This window comes from Klebsiella ornithinolytica NBRC 105727 = ATCC 31898 (assembly GCF_001598295.1).
Lineage (GTDB): Bacteria > Pseudomonadota > Gammaproteobacteria > Enterobacterales > Enterobacteriaceae > Klebsiella > Klebsiella ornithinolytica.
Map to the genome: position 1 here is coordinate 861,326 of NZ_BCYR01000001.1, position 16,907 is coordinate 878,232.

Here is a 16,907-nt window from a genome sequence, read left to right on the forward strand (position 1 = left end):
CTCGAGAGGCGCGGCGGGTCAGACCGCTCAAAAATTACAGTAAACGCTCTTTAGTTAATGAGGTGCAGTACAAACGGCAGCGTTTTACGGAATAATGCCGCCTTCGCCCAGGCCGGGTTAAGCGCTTCCAGCGCCGACAGCGCCTGTTCATGCCTCGAACCGCCGCCTAATCCCGCGCTCGCCAGAACTCGCACCAGCAAACACTTCTCCTGATGCTGTTTTTGGATATCGGCATATAGCGCCAGCAGGTCAGGCTGCGACACCGCGAAGAAGTCGGCCTCTATCTGTGCCGTTTCCATATGCTCAGCCCACTGCAACATTTCAGTGAAAAGACGCTCGCTGCTCAGACGATCGCCGAGCATCCGCAAAGCCACGCCTTGCCAGAAGAGATAGTCCACCGGCTGATCGTTGTAGTAGCTATGAATATTGATCGTCCGATCGCCTGACGCCGCCTTGCGGAAACACTCAAGCGCGCGTTCCTCCATGCCCTGCTGCCTGGCGCAAATCCCCAGCCAGAACCAGATATCGTTATCCGTCTGTCCCGGGAGACGTCCTTCGCTGAGGTTTTCCGGATAGCGCAGCGCCGATAGCAGCAGCGTTTCCGCCTGCTGCGGCTGCGGCTGGAGATACGGCCAGGCACGCAATAACTGGTTGATAACAAACTGGCTGGTCACCTTGCCTTCGCCGCCTTCCCAGGGGTGGAATTTACGCGAAGCAAGCACATTTGCCGCCTGCTCAACGTTGCCCGCCAGGTGCCACAGATGGAGCAGCTCCGCCGTTAAATCATCGCGTTTCAAGGCGGTTGCGAGATTGGCCTCCAGGCGGGCAAGGCGTTTTTCCGGCTCAACGGCGGTCAGCTTATCCAGCAGGTCGCGTTCAAAAAGCAGACGCGCATCCTGCGGCTGCCGGGCGCAGGCTTTCTCCAGATACGCTGCCGCCAGGTGGGCATCACTCTGTTTATTCCATGCATGAATCGCCAGCCCTCGCCAGGCATCGGCAAAATCAGGAGCCATTTCAACGCAGCGATGCCATAGCTGCGTCGCTTTCTCATAATGACGCCGGCTATAGTGGAAACAGGCGAGCAGATGCTGAGCAAAATAGCACTCGGGTATCTTCTCCAGCGCAGCCACTTCCACCAGCAGATTGGGGAAACGCACGAAGTCAGCGAACACTTCGCGAGCGCGGTTGATCAGCGCGATACGCTCGTTACCTTCAGCCAGACTGGCCTGTAAATAGAGCGGCAGCGTTTTTTGACAGTTCAGCGCCGTCAGTACGGCTTTCGCCCGCGCCGCCATTCCCCAGCTCAACAACAGCCCGGCCGTCAGCAGTGCGTTAATATCCCGCGACTGGCATACGGCGAACCAGCGCGCCGTATCCGCTTCAGCCTCTGATATTGTTGCGTTGAGCCACCACAGAGTGGGATTCAGCGGATAGTCGCCCAGCAGCTTTTCAATCTGCTGTAAGGCCTGACTGCGACGGCCGGTGAGATCCAGCAACAGGGTTTCCAGCGACAGGACATCCTGGTTGGTGGGACACGCCAGCAGGCTCTGCCGGCAAAATGCCAGCGCATCATCGTAGCGCTCGCTGCGCGTCGCCAGTCGGGCAAGTCCGTAATATCCCCCGGCCTTGCTATTGCCGCTCCACACCGCGCGCCAAAAATCCTCCTGCGCATCATGCCACTGCTGTAGACGCTCTCTCGCACTGGCACGAATCAAACTTGCCTGCCCACACTGCGGATTTTTGTTTAACCGATGCGCGCGCGACAATGCCCGGCTCGCATACTCGATGGTTTGCGAGTAATCCGCGCGGTTGTATTCCAGCATCGCCAGCGCCAGATTGCAGCGGTAGTCCTGCGGGTCCAGCTCAATTCCCCGCAGGTAATAATCAAACGGTGAGCGACTGGCGTGGTGATACTGCTCCAGATGCTGGCCGATAAACCACGCCTCATCCACGCTGCTTATGGCTCCGGCGTGTAAGGGCGTAACCGCCACTTCCGGCAGCGGCAACTCCTGCGTCTGATGCTCCTGATAGCGCAAAACGCACCTGCCGTGACTGTCCAGCAGCTCCATCGTCAGACGAGATGGGTCAATACCGGCTAACGTTCCCTGAACGGCAGCGCATGGCGTCAGCTCAATCATTTCATCAAGCAGCGGCTGCGGGTTGCCCTCTTCGCGAACCGTAAGCCGGTGGGCGACCAGAGGCGAAATAGCATATACGCCCCATATAATGTTGCCCTCTTCGCGTTGCAGTTTGATCACCGCATCGCGCGAAGCGTTCTGTACCATGCCCAGCGAATGGTAAGGCAGGAAGTATTGTTCAAAGCGCTTTTCTTCAAACGGATCGAGCCAGGTAAAATCCGGTTGGTTATCGGCAAAAATGCCGGTCATCAGCTCGATGTAAGGCCCATTCTCATCCGTCAGATTTTTGTCCCACGCCTGACCAAACTCGCTGTAACCCCAGCTCCACTGTTTTTTCCCTGGCGCAATGTGATGATCCGCGACATGCAGCAGCCCACCATCTTCATCGTGGCACCAGGCGCCGACGAAATCGTACTCTGACTTTTCCGCCATATAGGAGGTCGGTACCGGGACATTTTTATAGCGCGAGATGTCGACGCCGGCCGAATAGTCCACCTTGTAATAGGTGCCGGTAGCAATCGGAAACGCGGAAACCGCGCGCTTGCCGTGATCAAATACCGCCGTCACATCCGGCGGGAATACGCTTTGATGTCCATCGCCCCCCTTAACCGCAGGGTTCGCCCACCACAAGAAATGGCGCGGGGTGGCGTTACCGTTGTAAACCCGGCTACCAATCTCTAATGCCGCGCGCTGCGGACGCAGAGTAAACCCGGTCATCACCTGCAGCCCATGCATCGGCTCCGTCTCGCCAACCCAAACGGTTTTTGAGCCATCGTCATTTTCGCTAATCGTAAAATCAACCGGCATATAGGTGGTGGGACGGTGGTGCTGCGGCCAGTTAAACTCAATCCCCCCGGAGATCCACGGGCCAAGCAGGCCAACCAGCGCGGGCTTGATGACATCATTGTGATAAACGAAATCACGCTGTCTGACCTTATCCCACGCGCGATGCACGCGGCCTCCCAGCTCGGGCAGGATCATAATTTTGATGTAATCATTTTCCAGCCACACCGCCTGCCAGGCCTTTAGCGTTTTTTCCTCACTCAGCGTATCCGTCACACCATAGGGATACACCGCCCCGGAAGACCCCTGATAAACCCGATTTTCCAGGAACATGGGGTGAATATCCTGCGCCCCCGTTTCATAGGTTGGAATATGTACCGTTTCCTGCCAAACATTTACTGAACTCATAATGCCCTCAAAGTTAACAAGACATACTGAAGTGAAATAATGAGAGCAGTTTAATAGACAGAATCAGCGCATTTACGCACAATAATCACGCAATTTAGTTAACAAGGTTTAGTTTATGAAAGCCTGCATTAACAATCAGCAAATCCGCCATTACAACAAGGGTGTGCTGCTGGAGTATCTGTACCGCAAAAAACGAGCCAGTAAATCGTCGCTCGCGCGGCTGGCGCAAATCTCAATTCCCGCGGTCAGCAATATCCTCCAGGAGCTGGAAGAGGAAGGACGCGTGGTCAATGTACAGGATGAGCATCTGGCCCGCGGTCATAGCAGCGGCGCCTGGCTTATTGCGCCCGATGGCGACTGGACCCTGTGTATGAACATCACGCCCACCAGTATCGAATGCCAGCTTGGAAATGCCTGTCTGAGTGCGAAAGGCGACGTCGAATACCACGCCATTGACGCCCCAACGCCTCAGGCACTGCTGGCAGCGATTGAGAAATGCTGGCATCAGTACCGTAAGAACTGGCCCAGGCAGAAAATCAATCTGGCGCTGGCGGTTCATGGGCAGGTTGATGCGGGAACGGGAGTATCACAGACCATGCCGCAGGCTCCCTGGAAGCAACCCGTGGAGATGAAATATCTGCTGGAAGAAAAACTCAATGTCCGCGTAATGGTCGACAACGACTGCGTCATGCTGGCGCTGGCGGAAAAATGGCAAAATGAGGGACAGTATCGCGACTTCTGCGTCATCAACGTCGATTACGGCATTGGTTCGTCATTTGTCATCAACGACCAGGTCTGGCGCGGTAGCCTTTATGGCAGCGGCCAGATTGGACACACCATTATCAATCCTGATGGCGTTGCCTGCGACTGCGGGCGCTATGGCTGCCTGGAAACGGTGGCATCACTGAGCGCATTGAAAAAACAGGCGCGGATATGGCTTAAAACACAGCCCGATCTCGCCAATAATCCAGAGGCGCTGACCATCGATGCCCTGATCGAAAAATGGCAGCAGGGTGATTCTCGCCTTCATACATGGGTGGAAGACTCCGCAAATGCCATCGGGCTCAGCCTCTACAACTTTCTTAACATCTTAAATATAAACAATATCTTATTGTACGGCCGCAGCTGCGGATTTGGCGAAGAGTGGTTGAATACCATCATCAGGCAGACAGGCTTTAACCCTTTCGATCATCGTGACGCGCCGCGCACCAGAGCAACGCAAATCGGCTTCGGACAGCTGAGTCGTCAACAGCAACTGCTCGGCATTGGCTATCTGTACGTGGAAGAGCAACTGCAGACATTACGTTGATCGCACAAGGTATGTGGCAGATCACAAAATTGTGTATTACGTTTAAATCACGCACCTTCACAACGGATTGATTATGAACACACTACGCTATTTCGACTTTGGCTCTTCCCGTTCCGTTCTGCTGCTGATCGCCCGTATTGCCGTCGTACTGCTGTTTATTATATTTGGCTATCCCAAACTGATGGGCTTTAGCGGTACGGTACAATATATGGCCTCCTCCGGCGCTCCGCTTCCGACGTTAGCGGCGATTATCGCGATTGTGATGGAGGTGCCGGCGGCAATCCTGATTATCCTGGGTTTCTTCACCCGTCCGCTGGCGGTGATCTTTATTTTTTACACCCTCGGTACCGCCGTCATTGGCCATCATTACTGGGATATGAGCGGTGATGCCGTACTTCCCAATATGATTAACTTCTACAAAAACATCAGTATAGCTGGAGCCTTCCTGCTTCTGGCCATCACTGGCCCGGGCGCTATCTCCCTCGACCGTCGTTAACCTCTGAACGCCGGACGTAAAAAAGGCCGCACTGGCGGCCTTTTTCTTTACGCTTACGTCGTTAAACGTTACGCATAAACCGGGAAGCGTGCACAGATATCCAGCACTTTACCCTTCACGCGCTCAATGACCGCTTCGTCATTGATGTTGTCCAGCACGTCGCACATCCAGCCGGCCAGCTCTTTCACTTCCGCTTCTTTAAAGCCGCGACGGGTTACCGCCGGAGAACCGATACGGATACCGGAGGTCACAAACGGGCTCTTCGGATCGTTTGGTACGCTGTTTTTATTGACGGTGATGTTAGCACGGCCCAGCGCAGCGTCAGCTTCTTTACCGGTCAGGTTTTTATCGACCAGATCCAGCAGGAACAGGTGGTTTTCAGTACCGCCGGAAACCACTTTGTAGCCGCGATTCAGGAATACTTCAACCATCGCTTTGGCGTTTTTCGCAACCTGCTGCTGATAGACTTTGAACTCTGGCTCCATCGCTTCTTTCAGCGCAACCGCTTTACCCGCGATAACGTGCATCAGCGGGCCGCCCTGTGCGCTAGGGAATACGGCAGAGTTCAGTTTTTTATACAGCTCTTCGCTACCGCCCTTCGCCAGGATCAGGCCGCCGCGCGGACCCGCCAGGGTTTTATGGGTAGTGGTCGTCACAACGTGAGCATGCGGAACCGGGTTTGGGTAAACGCCCGCGGCAATCAGGCCAGCAACGTGGGCCATATCGACGAACAGGTATGCGCCGATGCTGTCAGCGATTTCACGCATTTTTGCCCAGTCAACGATACCGGAGTAAGCAGAGAAACCACCGATGATCATTTTCGGTTTATGTTCCTGAGCCTGCTTCGCCATGTCTGCATAGTCGATTTTACCGGACTCATCGATGCCGTAAGGAATGATGTTGTACAGTTTGCCTGAGAAGTTAACCGGAGAGCCGTGAGTCAGGTGACCGCCTTGCGCCAGGTTCATACCCAGAACGGTATCGCCCGGTTGCAGCAGAGCGGTATAGACCGCGAAGTTAGCCTGGGAGCCGGAGTGCGGCTGTACGTTAGCGTAATCAGCGCCGAACAGCTCTTTTGCACGGTCAATCGCCAGTTGTTCAACGATATCAACATATTCGCAACCGCCGTAGTAGCGCTTGCCCGGATAACCTTCGGCATATTTATTGGTCAGCTGAGAACCCTGTGCCTGCATAACACGCGGACTGGTGTAGTTCTCGGAGGCGATCAGTTCGATGTGCTCTTCCTGACGTACTTTTTCCTGCTCCATAGCCTGCCACAGTTCGGCATCATAATCGGCAATGTTCATTTCACGCTTTAACATCCGCATCTCCTGCTCAGCTAACAATAGATTACAGCTCTAAAAGGGGGGCCTTTTTGGGCGACGGCCCACAGTATAACCGAATCGTTCTGTGATAACAGGTCTTGACAAAGGATTTTACGCAAACGATTGGCTCCCCATTACACAAGGCTTTGAGCAATAACGACTCAACGATTATCAACGGATTTCTTTTCAGGTTTGTGATGCAAATTCTTCATGTTGTTACCGCTACGGGGAAAAGTGTTAAGGAACCATTTACAGTGCAGGGTTATTTTTATAAGATGCATATAAAATACATCATTTAAATAACACCGAAGGAAGCTGCTATGCTCGACGCCCAAACCATCGCAACGGTTAAAGCCACTATTCCCCTGCTCGTCGAAACAGGTCCTAAGCTGACCGCCCATTTTTACGATCGCATGTTTGCCCATAACCCGGAGCTCAAAGAGATCTTCAACATGAGCAACCAGCGTAACGGCGACCAGCGTGAAGCGTTGTTTAATGCCATTGCCGCTTACGCCAGCAATATCGACAACCTGCCTGCCCTACTGCCTGCCGTCGAGAAAATCGCCCAGAAACACACCAGCTTCCAGATCAAACCAGAACAGTACAATATTGTCGGCGGCCATCTGCTGGCGACGCTCGACGAAATGTTCAGCCCGGGCCAGGAAGTGCTTGACGCATGGGGCAAAGCCTACGGCGTGTTGGCCAATGTCTTTATTCATCGTGAATCTGAAATCTACCGGGATAACGCCAGCAAAAACGGGGGCTGGGAAGGCACGCGCGCGTTTCGTATCGTGAAGAAAACCCCGCGTAGCGCCCTGATTACCAGCTTCGATCTCGAGCCGGTAGACGGCCAGCCGGTGGCGGATTATCAGCCGGGCCAGTATCTGGCGATTTGGCTGAAGCCGCAGGAGTTTGAATATCAGGAAATTCGTCAGTATTCGCTGACCCGCAAGCCAGACGGCAAAGGCTACCGAATTGCGGTTAAACGCGAAAACGGCGGTCAGGTATCAAACTGGCTGCATAACGCCTCACAGGAAGGAGATATTGTGCATCTGGCTGCGCCGGCAGGTGACTTCTTCCTCGCCGTTGAGCCGGAAACGCCGGTTACGCTGATTTCCGGCGGCGTCGGACAAACACCGATGCTGGCCATGCTCGACACGCTGGCAAAAACGCAGCATGCGGCCCAGGTGAACTGGTTCCACGCGGCAGAAAATGGCGATGTCCATGCGTTTGCCGACGAGGTGGCAACGCTCGGCGCCAGCCTGCCGAAATTCACCTCCCATATCTGGTATCGCACGCCGACGGAAGCCGACCGCCAGGCGGCACGCTTTAACAGCGAAGGTCTGATGATGTTATCGGATCTGGCGGACACGCTGCGTGACCCGCAAATGCAGTTCTATCTGTGCGGCCCGGTGGCCTTTATGCAACATGCAGCGAAACAGCTGGTGGCGCTGGGCGTCAATAACGACAACATTCACTACGAATGTTTTGGCCCGCATAAGGTGCTGTAATGAAATAACCCGGAGGCGGCGGAGATGCCGCCATTCGGGAATATTCCCCGGTCGCGCAAAGCTGACCGGGGAATGCGTCAGAATACGGCCCGGCTTAAATTGCCGCGTCGTCCTCTTCCCCGGTACGAATACGAATCACGCGGGCGACGTCAAAGACGAAGATTTTACCGTCACCGATTTTACCGGTCTGCGCCGTGCGGATAATGGTATCCACGCAGGTATCAACGATATCGTCAGTGACCACAATTTCGATTTTCACTTTCGGCAGAAAATCCACCATGTACTCCGCCCCGCGGTACAGTTCGGTGTGGCCTTTCTGACGGCCAAAGCCCTTCACTTCCGTCACCGTCATCCCGGTGATGCCGACTTCGGCCAGCGCTTCGCGCACGTCATCCAGTTTGAAAGGTTTAATAATCGCATCAATCTTTTTCATGGTTTTCCTGTCTTGGAGCCTATCCCATTAAGGCTATTTTACTTGCCATTTTGAACCTGGGCAGCGCTCAAAATCCTCACGTACTACGTGTACGCTCCGCTTTTTCCGCGCTGTCCGTGTTCAAACTGCCTGCGACAATAACGCCTACTGGGATAGGCTCTTAGTCGCGTAAACGGTTGCTTACCGTATCATAACTTGCGCCATGCTGCGGAGCTACTCTTTAAAGTCGTTGGCGTCGAGCTCGTGGCGCGACAGCAGCTTGTAGAATTCAGTACGGTTGCGCCCCGCCATTCTTGCTGCGTGGGTGACGTTGCCTTTGGTGATTTGCAGCAGCTTGCGCAGATAGTTGAGCTCAAACTGATTGCGCGCTTCGACGAAGGTCGGCAGCGCGGTATTTTCCCCTTCCAGCGCCTGTTCCACCAGCGCATCACCGATCACCGGCGAGGTGGTCAACGCCACACACTGCTCAATCACGTTCACCAGCTGGCGGACATTGCCGGGCCATTTGGCTGCCATCAGCCGTTTCATCGCATCGGTTGAAAACGCCCGTACAAACGGCTTATGCCGATCGGCAGACTGGCGCAGCAGATGGTTTGCCAGCAGCGGGATATCCTCCGCGCGCTCGGCCAGCGGCGGGATCTTCAGGTTGACCACGTTCAGGCGATAATACAGATCTTCACGAAACTCGCCGCGCGCCATTGCCTTCGGCAGATCGCGGTGAGTGGCCGAGATGATACGTACATCGATATCGATGTCGCGGTTGCTACCCAGCGGGCGCACTTTACGCTCCTGCAGTACCCGCAGCAGCTTCACCTGCAGCGCCACCGGCATATCGCCAATCTCATCAAGAAACAGCGTCCCGCCCTCAGCGGCCTGGAACAGCCCTTCCCGGTTGCTCACCGCGCCGGTAAATGCGCCGCGCGCATGGCCAAATAGCTCGGATTCCAGCAGTTGTTCCGGCAGCGCGCCGCAGTTAATGGCGATAAAAGGTTTGGCGTGGCGCGGGCTGGCATTATGAATCGCCTGCGCGACAATCTCTTTCCCGGTCCCGCTCTGACCGTTAATCAGTACGCTAACGTCCGACTGCGCCACCATTCCGGCCTGTTCCAGCAGACGCAGCATCAGCGGACTGCGGGTTACGATAGCCTGACGCCAGCGCTCATCCGTCGCCGGCGCACTGTGTTCCAGCGCATCATCGATGGCTTTATACAGCGCATCTTTGTCCACCGGTTTGGTCAGGAAACCAAACACGCCTTGCTGGGTGGCCGCCACCGCATCGGGAATCGAGCCGTGAGCGGTAAGGATAATCACCGGCATCCCCGGATGAACTTTCTGGATTTCGCTGAACAACTGCAGGCCGTCCATCTCATCCATGCGTAAATCGCTGACCACCAGTTCGACTTTATCGCGCGCCAGAATACGCAGCGCCTCCGCGCCGCTTTCGGCGGTCACGACGCTGTAGCCCTCGCTGGTCAAACGCATTCCCAGCAGTTTTAACAGACCCGGATCGTCATCCACCAGCAGCAAATGCGCAGGTTTACGGATCGTCATGTATGACCTCCGGAACCTTATCGCCGCTATGACTGCCGTCGGAATTAAAATTGCCTCCGGGCTTGCGGCTGGAAAGCTGGCGTTCAATATCGGTGAGATTTTCCAGCTTGCGGGTAGTTAGCTCCAGCTGGCTGCGCAGCTGCTGTTCCTGCAGGCGCAGCGCCTCCAGCTCGCTATCGCTGGATTGCTGTAACTTCGCGTAACGGGCGCGCTCATCCACCAGCTGAAGCTGCCTGTTCTGACCATCACGCCAGAGCTGATACAGCGGACGCACCTGCACGGCAATTTGCGGACTGAAGGTATTCAGGCGGAATACCAGTTCACGGCGTTCATCCGGCGTAATCTTCGCATCTGCCAGTAAAATGCCGCGCTTAAAGGCATCCTGCCAGCTGTCATCATCATGCCGCCTGGCTTCCGCCCGCGCCTGAACCGGCGCCAGACGATCGGCACAATCAATCCCGCGCAGCCAGTACAGCGGGTTTTTATCGCTGGCTTCGCTCTTCAGCGACCAGATATCGGCGCAGTCGACTGAGAGAAAATCCGCAACCTGATGCTGCGGCAGATCGGGTTGTGCTTTGTCATTTGCCGTGTGCGGCGAAAAAGCGGCGGAACACCCCGCCAGCGCCAGGCAAGAAAGGCCGGGCAACAGCCATCCTTTGAAAGCACGAACCACTACGAAAAAGTGGGACATATTCACCCATTGTTGATTCATGTGTTGGTTTTTCCCGGCTCAGCGGCGGGTAGCGTTATGCGAAAACAGATAAGCCCGGGCTCACTCTCTTCCAGGCTCAGCTCACCCTGCATTTGTCGGACGCAGTCCCGGGCAATACTCAGCCCCAGACCGCTGCCTTTTACCGCCCCTTTACGCTGATGGCTTCCCTGATAAAAAGGCTCAAAAATCATATTTTTTTCCGCCTGCGGGATCGGTTCGCCGCTGTTTATCACGTCTATACGAACCTGCTCGCCGTGCCGGTAGCTATGAATACGAATGTTACCGGATTCAGCCCCATAGTGCACCGCATTGGAATAGAGATTATCCATCACGCTGATCAATAATGCCGGTTCTGCCAGGCAGGTACGCTCCGCCAGTTGAATCGCGGTATGCATCATTTTTGCGCGTGCGGGCAAACTGTGAGCGGCCACAACGTTATCAACCAGCTCTGCAATATCAACGATTTCACGCGGGACCGGGCCATCGGCCTGTTTACGATTGTAGTCCAGCAGTTGCTCAATCAGTTTTTGCAGATTGCGGCTGCTGTTATCGAGAATTTCGACGATCTCCTGCTGTTCCGTGGTCAACGGCCCGGCCACGCGGTCGGCCAGCAGCTCCGTGCCTTCCCGCATGCTGGCGAGGGGCGTTTTCAGCTCGTGTGAAAGGTGGCGTAAAAACTGATGGCGCTGCGACTCCAGCCAGGCCAGACGTTCGCTCAGCCAGATGATACGCTCGCCGACGGAACGCAGTTCGCGCGGACCGGTAAACAGCGCCGCGTTATCCAGCGATTTCCCCTCTCCCAGGCGGTTAATCATTTTCTCGATCCCTTTTACCGGGCCGATAATCATCCGGGTAAACAGCAGAACCAGCGCCAGGCTCAGCAGAAAAAGAACCAGCGCCTGCCAGCCAAAAAACTGCCCGCGTTCGGCAATCTCCTGCTGAAGCTGTTGTCCGCGCGAGTAAACCACCGTTCGGGTGGCCTGAACCATCTCGCTGTTGGCGGCGGCAAAGGCTTCAAGGCTGGCTCCCGATGGCGCATCCGGACTGCTGTTTTTACACCTGAGCTGCGCCAGGTCGTTCAGCTGCTGGCTCAGCGCCTGCCAGATTTTTTCGTCCGGTAGCACCCCGGCATGAGCGTCAAGCATCTCGCTATAGCGTTTACGCTGATTTTGATAGACCTTCGCCAGTGTCGGATCGTCCAGTACGCAGTACTGCCGGTAGCTACGTTCCATTTCCAGCGACGCGTTCATCATTGCCTCACTGCGCCGGGCATCGACAAGCGTCGTGCGGTTAATATGCGCGGCCTGCGCGCTCAGCGCATTCAGGCTCTGCCACGCCTGCCAGGCCAGAACCAGCAGCGGCAGCAAAATCAACACAAACGAGAGCGTGACCAGCTGACGCAACGAACGGGGGAAAAGAGAGATTCGCTTCAAGGATAGGGTCTCAATCATTTGCTCACTATGATGCTACCTGAATATACCCAATATACTCTATGGATTTTGAGTTACAGGAAGGCGGCAAAGCTGAGAATCCCCGGGAGCTTACTCAAGTAAGTGACCGGGGTGAACAGATGCGGCCAACGCACCTGTAGCACAAAAGACGACGAGTATAACAAAGCCAGGCACAGGCCTGGCTTTGTTATGGAATAAGGCGGTGCCTAACTCGACGTTTCGCCCGATGGTTGATAAAGCAAAGCTGTTATCAGAAGTTGGACGGCAGGCACCTTGTTGTGCGTCATTCGAAGTTTATGTAGCGCGTCCCGAAGGGGCTGACATAAGAAGGTGAATGAGCCACTGCGTATTATTATGCATTAACTATGCCACATAGCAAAACAAATTGTTAACACAATGAAATATAATGAATTTATAACATTTAACCCGCACTTCGGTTGCGGTGACTTTTTAACCAGAGTGTCGCCGTTTAGCAACACATCGTGAGGCGTTTTTACACCTCTATATAAATCAATAAGTTAAATGTCTCTAATTGGCGACACCCCTCACCGGCGTTTGTCGGCAATTCCCGACACCGGCAGGCGACCGCCGTCACAAACGAAAAGCCCCCGCTCAACGTCGGGGGCCTGATACATTACGCTTCAGCCGGGAAGGCTTTGCGAACACGGCGGATCCTGTACAGCTCGCCGGATATTAGCCCAGCTGTTTACGTGCGTTGCGGAAGATGCGCATCCACGGACTATCCTCGCCCCAGTTTTCCGGGTGCCAGGAGTTAGCCACCGTGCGGAATACGCGCTCAGGATGCGGCATCATGATCGTCGCACGACCGCTTTCGCTGGTCACGGCGGTGATCCCGTTCGGTGAGCCGTTCGGGTTAGCCGGATAGCTCTCCGTCACCTTACCGAAGTTATCGACAAAGCGCAGCGCCACCAGACCTTTGCTCTCCAGCTGGGCCAGATGCGCGCTGTCACGCACTTCCACCTGCCCTTCACCGTGAGAAACGGCAATCGGCATCATCGAACCGGCCATGCCCTGCAGCAGCAGAGACGGGCTTTGCGTGACTTCGACCAGGCTGAAGCGCGCTTCAAAACGGTCGGAATAGTTACGCACAAAGCGCGGCCACAGGTCGCTTCCCGGGATCAGCTCACGCAGGTTGGACATCATCTGACAACCGTTACACACGCCCAGCGCCAGAGTCTGCGGACGGTGGAAGAAGGTGGCAAACTCATCGCGCACCCGCTCGTTAAACAGAATGGATTTCGCCCAGCCTTCGCCCGCCCCCAGCACGTCGCCATAGGAGAAGCCGCCGCAGGCAACCAGCGCCTGGAAATCAGCCAGCCCGGTACGGCCCGCCAGCAGGTCGCTCATGTGCACGTCGATCGCATCAAAGCCCGCGCGGTGGAAGGCTGCCGCCATCTCCACGTGGGAGTTAACGCCTTGCTCACGCAGTACCGCTACCTTCGGACGTGCGCCGGTGGCGATGTACGGTGCGGCAATGTCTTCGTTGATATCGAAGGTGAGCTTCACGTTAAGGCCCGGATCGTCCTCGCGACGTTTCGCTTCGTGCTCGCTATCGGCGCACTCCGGGTTGTCGCGCAGGCGCTGCATCTGCCAGGTGGTTTCTGCCCACCAGATACGCAGCGTGGTGCGGCTTTCGCTGAACACCGGATGCCCTTCAGCGGTGATGACAAAGCGGTCACCTTCCGTCGCCTGGCCCAGGTAGTGGACGCAGTCTGCCAGGCCATGAGAAGCCAGCAGCGCTTCAACCGCTTCGCGATCCGCGGCACGGACCTGGATAACCGCCCCCAGCTCTTCGTTAAACAGCGCCGCCAGACGATCGTCACCTAGCGCGGCAATATCTGCCGTCAGGCCGCAGTGGCCGGTAAAGGCCATCTCAGCCAGGGTTACCAGCAGGCCGCCGTCAGAGCGGTCGTGGTAAGCCAGCAGCTTACGATCGGCCACCAGCGCCTGCATCGCATCCCAGAAGCCTTTCAGCTGCGCGACATCGCGTACGTCGGCCGGAACATCGCCCAGCTGACGGTAAACCTGCGCCAGCGCGGTGGCGCCGAGCGCGTTACGGCCTTTGCCTAAATCAATCAGCAGCAGGGCGTTATCTTCCGTGGAGAGCTGCGGCGTCACGGTATGGCGCACATCTTCCACGCGGGCAAAGGCGGAAATCACCAGCGATAGCGGCGAAGTCATCTCGCGCTGCTCGCTGCCTTCCTGCCAGCGGGTTTTCATCGACATCGAATCTTTACCCACCGGAATGGTCAGTCCCAGAGCCGGACACAGCTCTTCGCCAACCGCTTTTACCGCTTCATACAGACCGGCATCTTCACCCGGATGACCCGCTGCGGCCATCCAGTTTGCGGAAAGTTTCACGCGATTTAACGCGCCAATTTGCGTTGCCGCGACGTTGGTCAGCGCCTCACCGACGGCCAGGCGAGCAGAGGCGGCAAAGTCCAGCAGCGCAACCGGCGCACGTTCGCCAATCGCCATCGCTTCGCCGTAGTAGCTATCGAGGCTGGCGGTGGTTACCGCGCAGTTTGCTACCGGAATCTGCCAGGGGCCGACCATCTGATCGCGCGCCACCATCCCGGTTACGGTGCGGTCGCCGATGGTGACAAGGAACGTTTTCTCTGCAACCGCCGGCAGGTGCAGCACGCGATTCACCGCATCGGCGAGAGTGATATCCCGACGATCCAGCGCGTCGCCTTTCACTTTCAGGGTCTGCACATCGCGGGTCATTTTCGGCGTTTTGCCCAGCAGCACATCCAGCGGCAGGTCGATCGGCTGGTCGTTGAAGTGAGCATCGCTCATATTGAGATGCAGTTCTTCGGTGGCTTCACCGATCACCGCATACGGTGCGCGCTCACGGCGGCACAGCTCGTCAAACAGCGGCAGCTGTTCCGGCGCGACCGCCAGCACATAGCGTTCCTGGGATTCGTTACACCAGATTTCCAGCGGGCTCATCCCCGGCTCATCGCTCAGGATATCGCGCAGCTGGAATTTACCGCCGCGACCGCCGTCGCTGACCAGTTCCGGCATGGCATTAGACAAACCGCCCGCGCCGACGTCGTGGATAAACAGAATCGGGTTTGCATCGCCCAGCTGCCAGCAGCGGTCGATCACTTCCTGGCAGCGGCGTTCCATTTCCGGGTTATCGCGCTGCACCGAGGCAAAATCAAGATCCGCGTCGGACTGACCGGATGCCATCGAAGAGGCTGCCCCGCCGCCCAGGCCGATATTCATCGCCGGGCCGCCAAGGACAATCAGTTTCGCCCCAACGGTAATTTCGCCTTTCTGCACGTGCTCGCCGCGAATGTTACCAATACCGCCCGCCAGCATGATCGGTTTGTGGTACCCGCGCAGCTCTTCGCCGTTGTGGCTGGTCACTTTTTCTTCATAGGTACGGAAATAGCCGTTCAACGCCGGGCGACCGAATTCGTTGTTAAACGCGGCGCCGCCCAGCGGGCCGTCGGTCATGATATCCAGCGCGGTCACAATACGATCCGGCTTGCCGAAATCTTCTTCCCACGGCTGTTCAAAGCCGGGAATCCGCAGGTTAGAGACTGAGAAACCGACCAGACCGGCTTTCGGTTTTGCTCCGCGACCGGTTGCCCCTTCATCGCGGATTTCACCGCCGGATCCGGTCGCCGCCCCCGGCCACGGAGAGATGGCCGTCGGGTGGTTGTGCGTTTCCACTTTCATCAGGATATGGGCGTCTTCCTGATGGTAGTCATAGCGGCCTTTTTCGCGATCGGCGAAGAAGCGCCCTACCTGAGAACCTTCCATGACCGCGGCGTTGTCTTTATAGGCGGAGAGAACGTAGTCCGGGGTCTTCTCAAAGGTATTTTTGATCATCTTAAACAGCGACTTCGGCTGCTGTTCGCCGTCGATGACCCAGTCGGCGTTAAAAATCTTGTGGCGGCAGTGCTCGGAGTTCGCCTGGGCAAACATATACAGTTCGATGTCGTTCGGGTTGCGGCCAAGCCTGGTAAACGCATCCTGCAGATAATCGATTTCGTCTTCCGCCAGCGCCAGCCCCAGACGGAGGTTGGCGTCAATCAGCGCCTGACGTCCCTGACCCAACAGATCGACGCTGGTCACCGGCGTCGGTTGATGCTGAGCGAACAGCTTTTCGCCCTCTTCCAGCGCGTCAAAGACGCTTTCCATCATCCGGTCGTGGAGTTCACTCGCGACAGCGGCCCATTGTTCTTCGCTCAGCGTAGTGGCTTCCACATAGTACGCCACGCCGCGTTCAAGACGCACAACCTGCGACAGGCCGCAGTTATGGGCAATATCGGTAGCTTTAGAAGACCAGGGGGAGATGGTGCCAGGGCGGGGGGTGACGAGCAGTAATTTACCGGTTGGGGTATGGCTGTTTAAGTTTGGGCCATACTTGAGCAGTCGTGCCAGCCTCTCACGCTCATCACCGCTTAACGGCGCGTTCAGTTCGGCAAAATGAACATACTCTGCATATATTGTGCTAACCGGCAGGTTGGCCGCCTGGAAACGTGCCAGCAGTTTATTAACACGAAATGCCGACAGTGCAGGTGAACCACGCAAAATTTCCATCATAAGTCTCTCGTCTTCGCAGCTTTCAATATGAGCCAGGGGGGAAACGGGCGCCATTATAGTGAATCCTGAGCCTCGACGAAACCGTTTGCGTGGAAATAAAATCATTCCCCTGGTTTATCAATTAATGTGACCTTCCTCGCGAATAAGTTGCCAACTGACGCATTCTTAAGCAAAATGCCGCTCATTCGAGGACTCTCTTTTAACTTTAT

10 protein-coding genes are annotated in these 16,907 nt (G+C 56.1%); 3 read left to right on the forward strand and 7 right to left on the reverse strand.

The window, feature by feature from the left end; translation table 11 throughout:
• Window positions 1–50: 50 nt before the first annotated feature.
• On the reverse strand, window positions 51–3,329 hold the full coding sequence (locus tag ROR01S_RS03810; RefSeq protein WP_064359122.1) for a DUF5107 domain-containing protein: 3,279 nt from the start codon (window positions 3,327–3,329) through the stop codon (window positions 51–53).
• Between the two features lie 115 nt (window positions 3,330–3,444).
• Here ROR01S_RS03810 and ROR01S_RS03815 point away from each other — a divergent pair, with 115 nt between their 5' ends.
• Together ROR01S_RS03815 and ROR01S_RS03820 are read left to right on the forward strand one after the other, a co-directional pair.
• Window positions 3,445–4,638: an ROK family transcriptional regulator gene (locus ROR01S_RS03815; protein WP_004866415.1), complete on the forward strand. Its 1,194-nt coding sequence runs from the start codon at window positions 3,445–3,447 to the stop codon at window positions 4,636–4,638.
• Window positions 4,639–4,711: 73 nt separating this feature from the next.
• Window positions 4,712–5,134, forward strand: a complete 423-nt coding sequence (locus ROR01S_RS03820) for a DoxX family protein (RefSeq protein WP_004866416.1) — start codon at window positions 4,712–4,714, stop codon at window positions 5,132–5,134.
• A 68-nt stretch (window positions 5,135–5,202) separates the two neighbouring features.
• On the opposite strand, the gene glyA is transcribed toward ROR01S_RS03820, so the two are convergent.
• Window positions 5,203–6,456, reverse strand: coding sequence for a serine hydroxymethyltransferase (gene glyA / locus ROR01S_RS03825; protein ID WP_004866418.1), 1,254 nt, complete (start codon window positions 6,454–6,456; stop codon window positions 5,203–5,205).
• 323 nt (window positions 6,457–6,779) lie between these two features.
• On the opposite strand from glyA, the gene hmpA reads away from it, so the two are divergent.
• Complete coding sequence (gene hmpA, locus ROR01S_RS03830; RefSeq protein WP_004866421.1) at window positions 6,780–7,970, forward strand: NO-inducible flavohemoprotein; 1,191 nt, start codon at window positions 6,780–6,782, stop codon at window positions 7,968–7,970.
• A 94-nt stretch (window positions 7,971–8,064) separates the two neighbouring features.
• On the opposite strand, the gene glnB is transcribed toward hmpA, so the two are convergent.
• The 5 genes from glnB to purL form a co-directional block, all read right to left on the reverse strand.
• Window positions 8,065–8,403 (reverse strand): nitrogen regulatory protein P-II, encoded by a 339-nt coding sequence (glnB, locus tag ROR01S_RS03835; RefSeq protein ID WP_002914032.1) that lies wholly within the window; start codon window positions 8,401–8,403, stop codon window positions 8,065–8,067.
• Between the two features lie 213 nt (window positions 8,404–8,616).
• Window positions 8,617–9,954 carry a two-component system response regulator GlrR gene (gene glrR / locus ROR01S_RS03840; protein WP_004866424.1) on the reverse strand — a complete coding sequence of 446 codons (1,338 nt, stop codon included), beginning with the start codon at window positions 9,952–9,954 and terminating at the stop codon, window positions 8,617–8,619.
• The gene (gene qseG, locus ROR01S_RS03845; protein WP_064359131.1) at window positions 9,941–10,645 is read right to left on the reverse strand and encodes a two-component system QseEF-associated lipoprotein QseG; all 705 of its coding nucleotides are present in this window, start codon (window positions 10,643–10,645) and stop codon (window positions 9,941–9,943) included. The genes glrR and qseG overlap by 14 nt, the downstream gene beginning before the upstream one ends.
• 17 nt (window positions 10,646–10,662) lie before the next feature.
• Window positions 10,663–12,099 (reverse strand): sensor histidine kinase, encoded by a 1,437-nt coding sequence (locus ROR01S_RS03850; protein WP_015583696.1) that lies wholly within the window; start codon window positions 12,097–12,099, stop codon window positions 10,663–10,665.
• 711 nt (window positions 12,100–12,810) lie between these two features.
• Window positions 12,811–16,698 carry a phosphoribosylformylglycinamidine synthase gene (gene purL / locus ROR01S_RS03855; protein WP_048024202.1) on the reverse strand — a complete coding sequence of 1,296 codons (3,888 nt, stop codon included), beginning with the start codon at window positions 16,696–16,698 and terminating at the stop codon, window positions 12,811–12,813.
• Window positions 16,699–16,907 lie beyond the last annotated feature (209 nt).

Bases quoted from the DNA above. Each gene is read 5' to 3' on its own strand.
- ROR01S_RS03810 (WP_064359122.1), bottom strand. From the start codon at position 3,329: ATGAGTTCAGTAAATGTTTGGCAGGAAACGGTACATATTCCAACCTAT.
- ROR01S_RS03815 (WP_004866415.1), top strand. From the start codon at position 3,445: ATGAAAGCCTGCATTAACAATCAGCAAATCCGCCATTACAACAAGGGT.
- ROR01S_RS03820 (WP_004866416.1), top strand. From the start codon at position 4,712: ATGAACACACTACGCTATTTCGACTTTGGCTCTTCCCGTTCCGTTCTG.
- glyA (WP_004866418.1), bottom strand. From the start codon at position 6,456: ATGTTAAAGCGTGAAATGAACATTGCCGATTATGATGCCGAACTGTGG.
- hmpA (WP_004866421.1), top strand. From the start codon at position 6,780: ATGCTCGACGCCCAAACCATCGCAACGGTTAAAGCCACTATTCCCCTG.
- glnB (WP_002914032.1), bottom strand. From the start codon at position 8,403: ATGAAAAAGATTGATGCGATTATTAAACCTTTCAAACTGGATGACGTG.
- glrR (WP_004866424.1), bottom strand. From the start codon at position 9,954: ATGACGATCCGTAAACCTGCGCATTTGCTGCTGGTGGATGACGATCCG.
- qseG (WP_064359131.1), bottom strand. From the start codon at position 10,645: ATGTCCCACTTTTTCGTAGTGGTTCGTGCTTTCAAAGGATGGCTGTTG.
- purL (WP_048024202.1), bottom strand. From the start codon at position 16,698: ATGATGGAAATTTTGCGTGGTTCACCTGCACTGTCGGCATTTCGTGTT.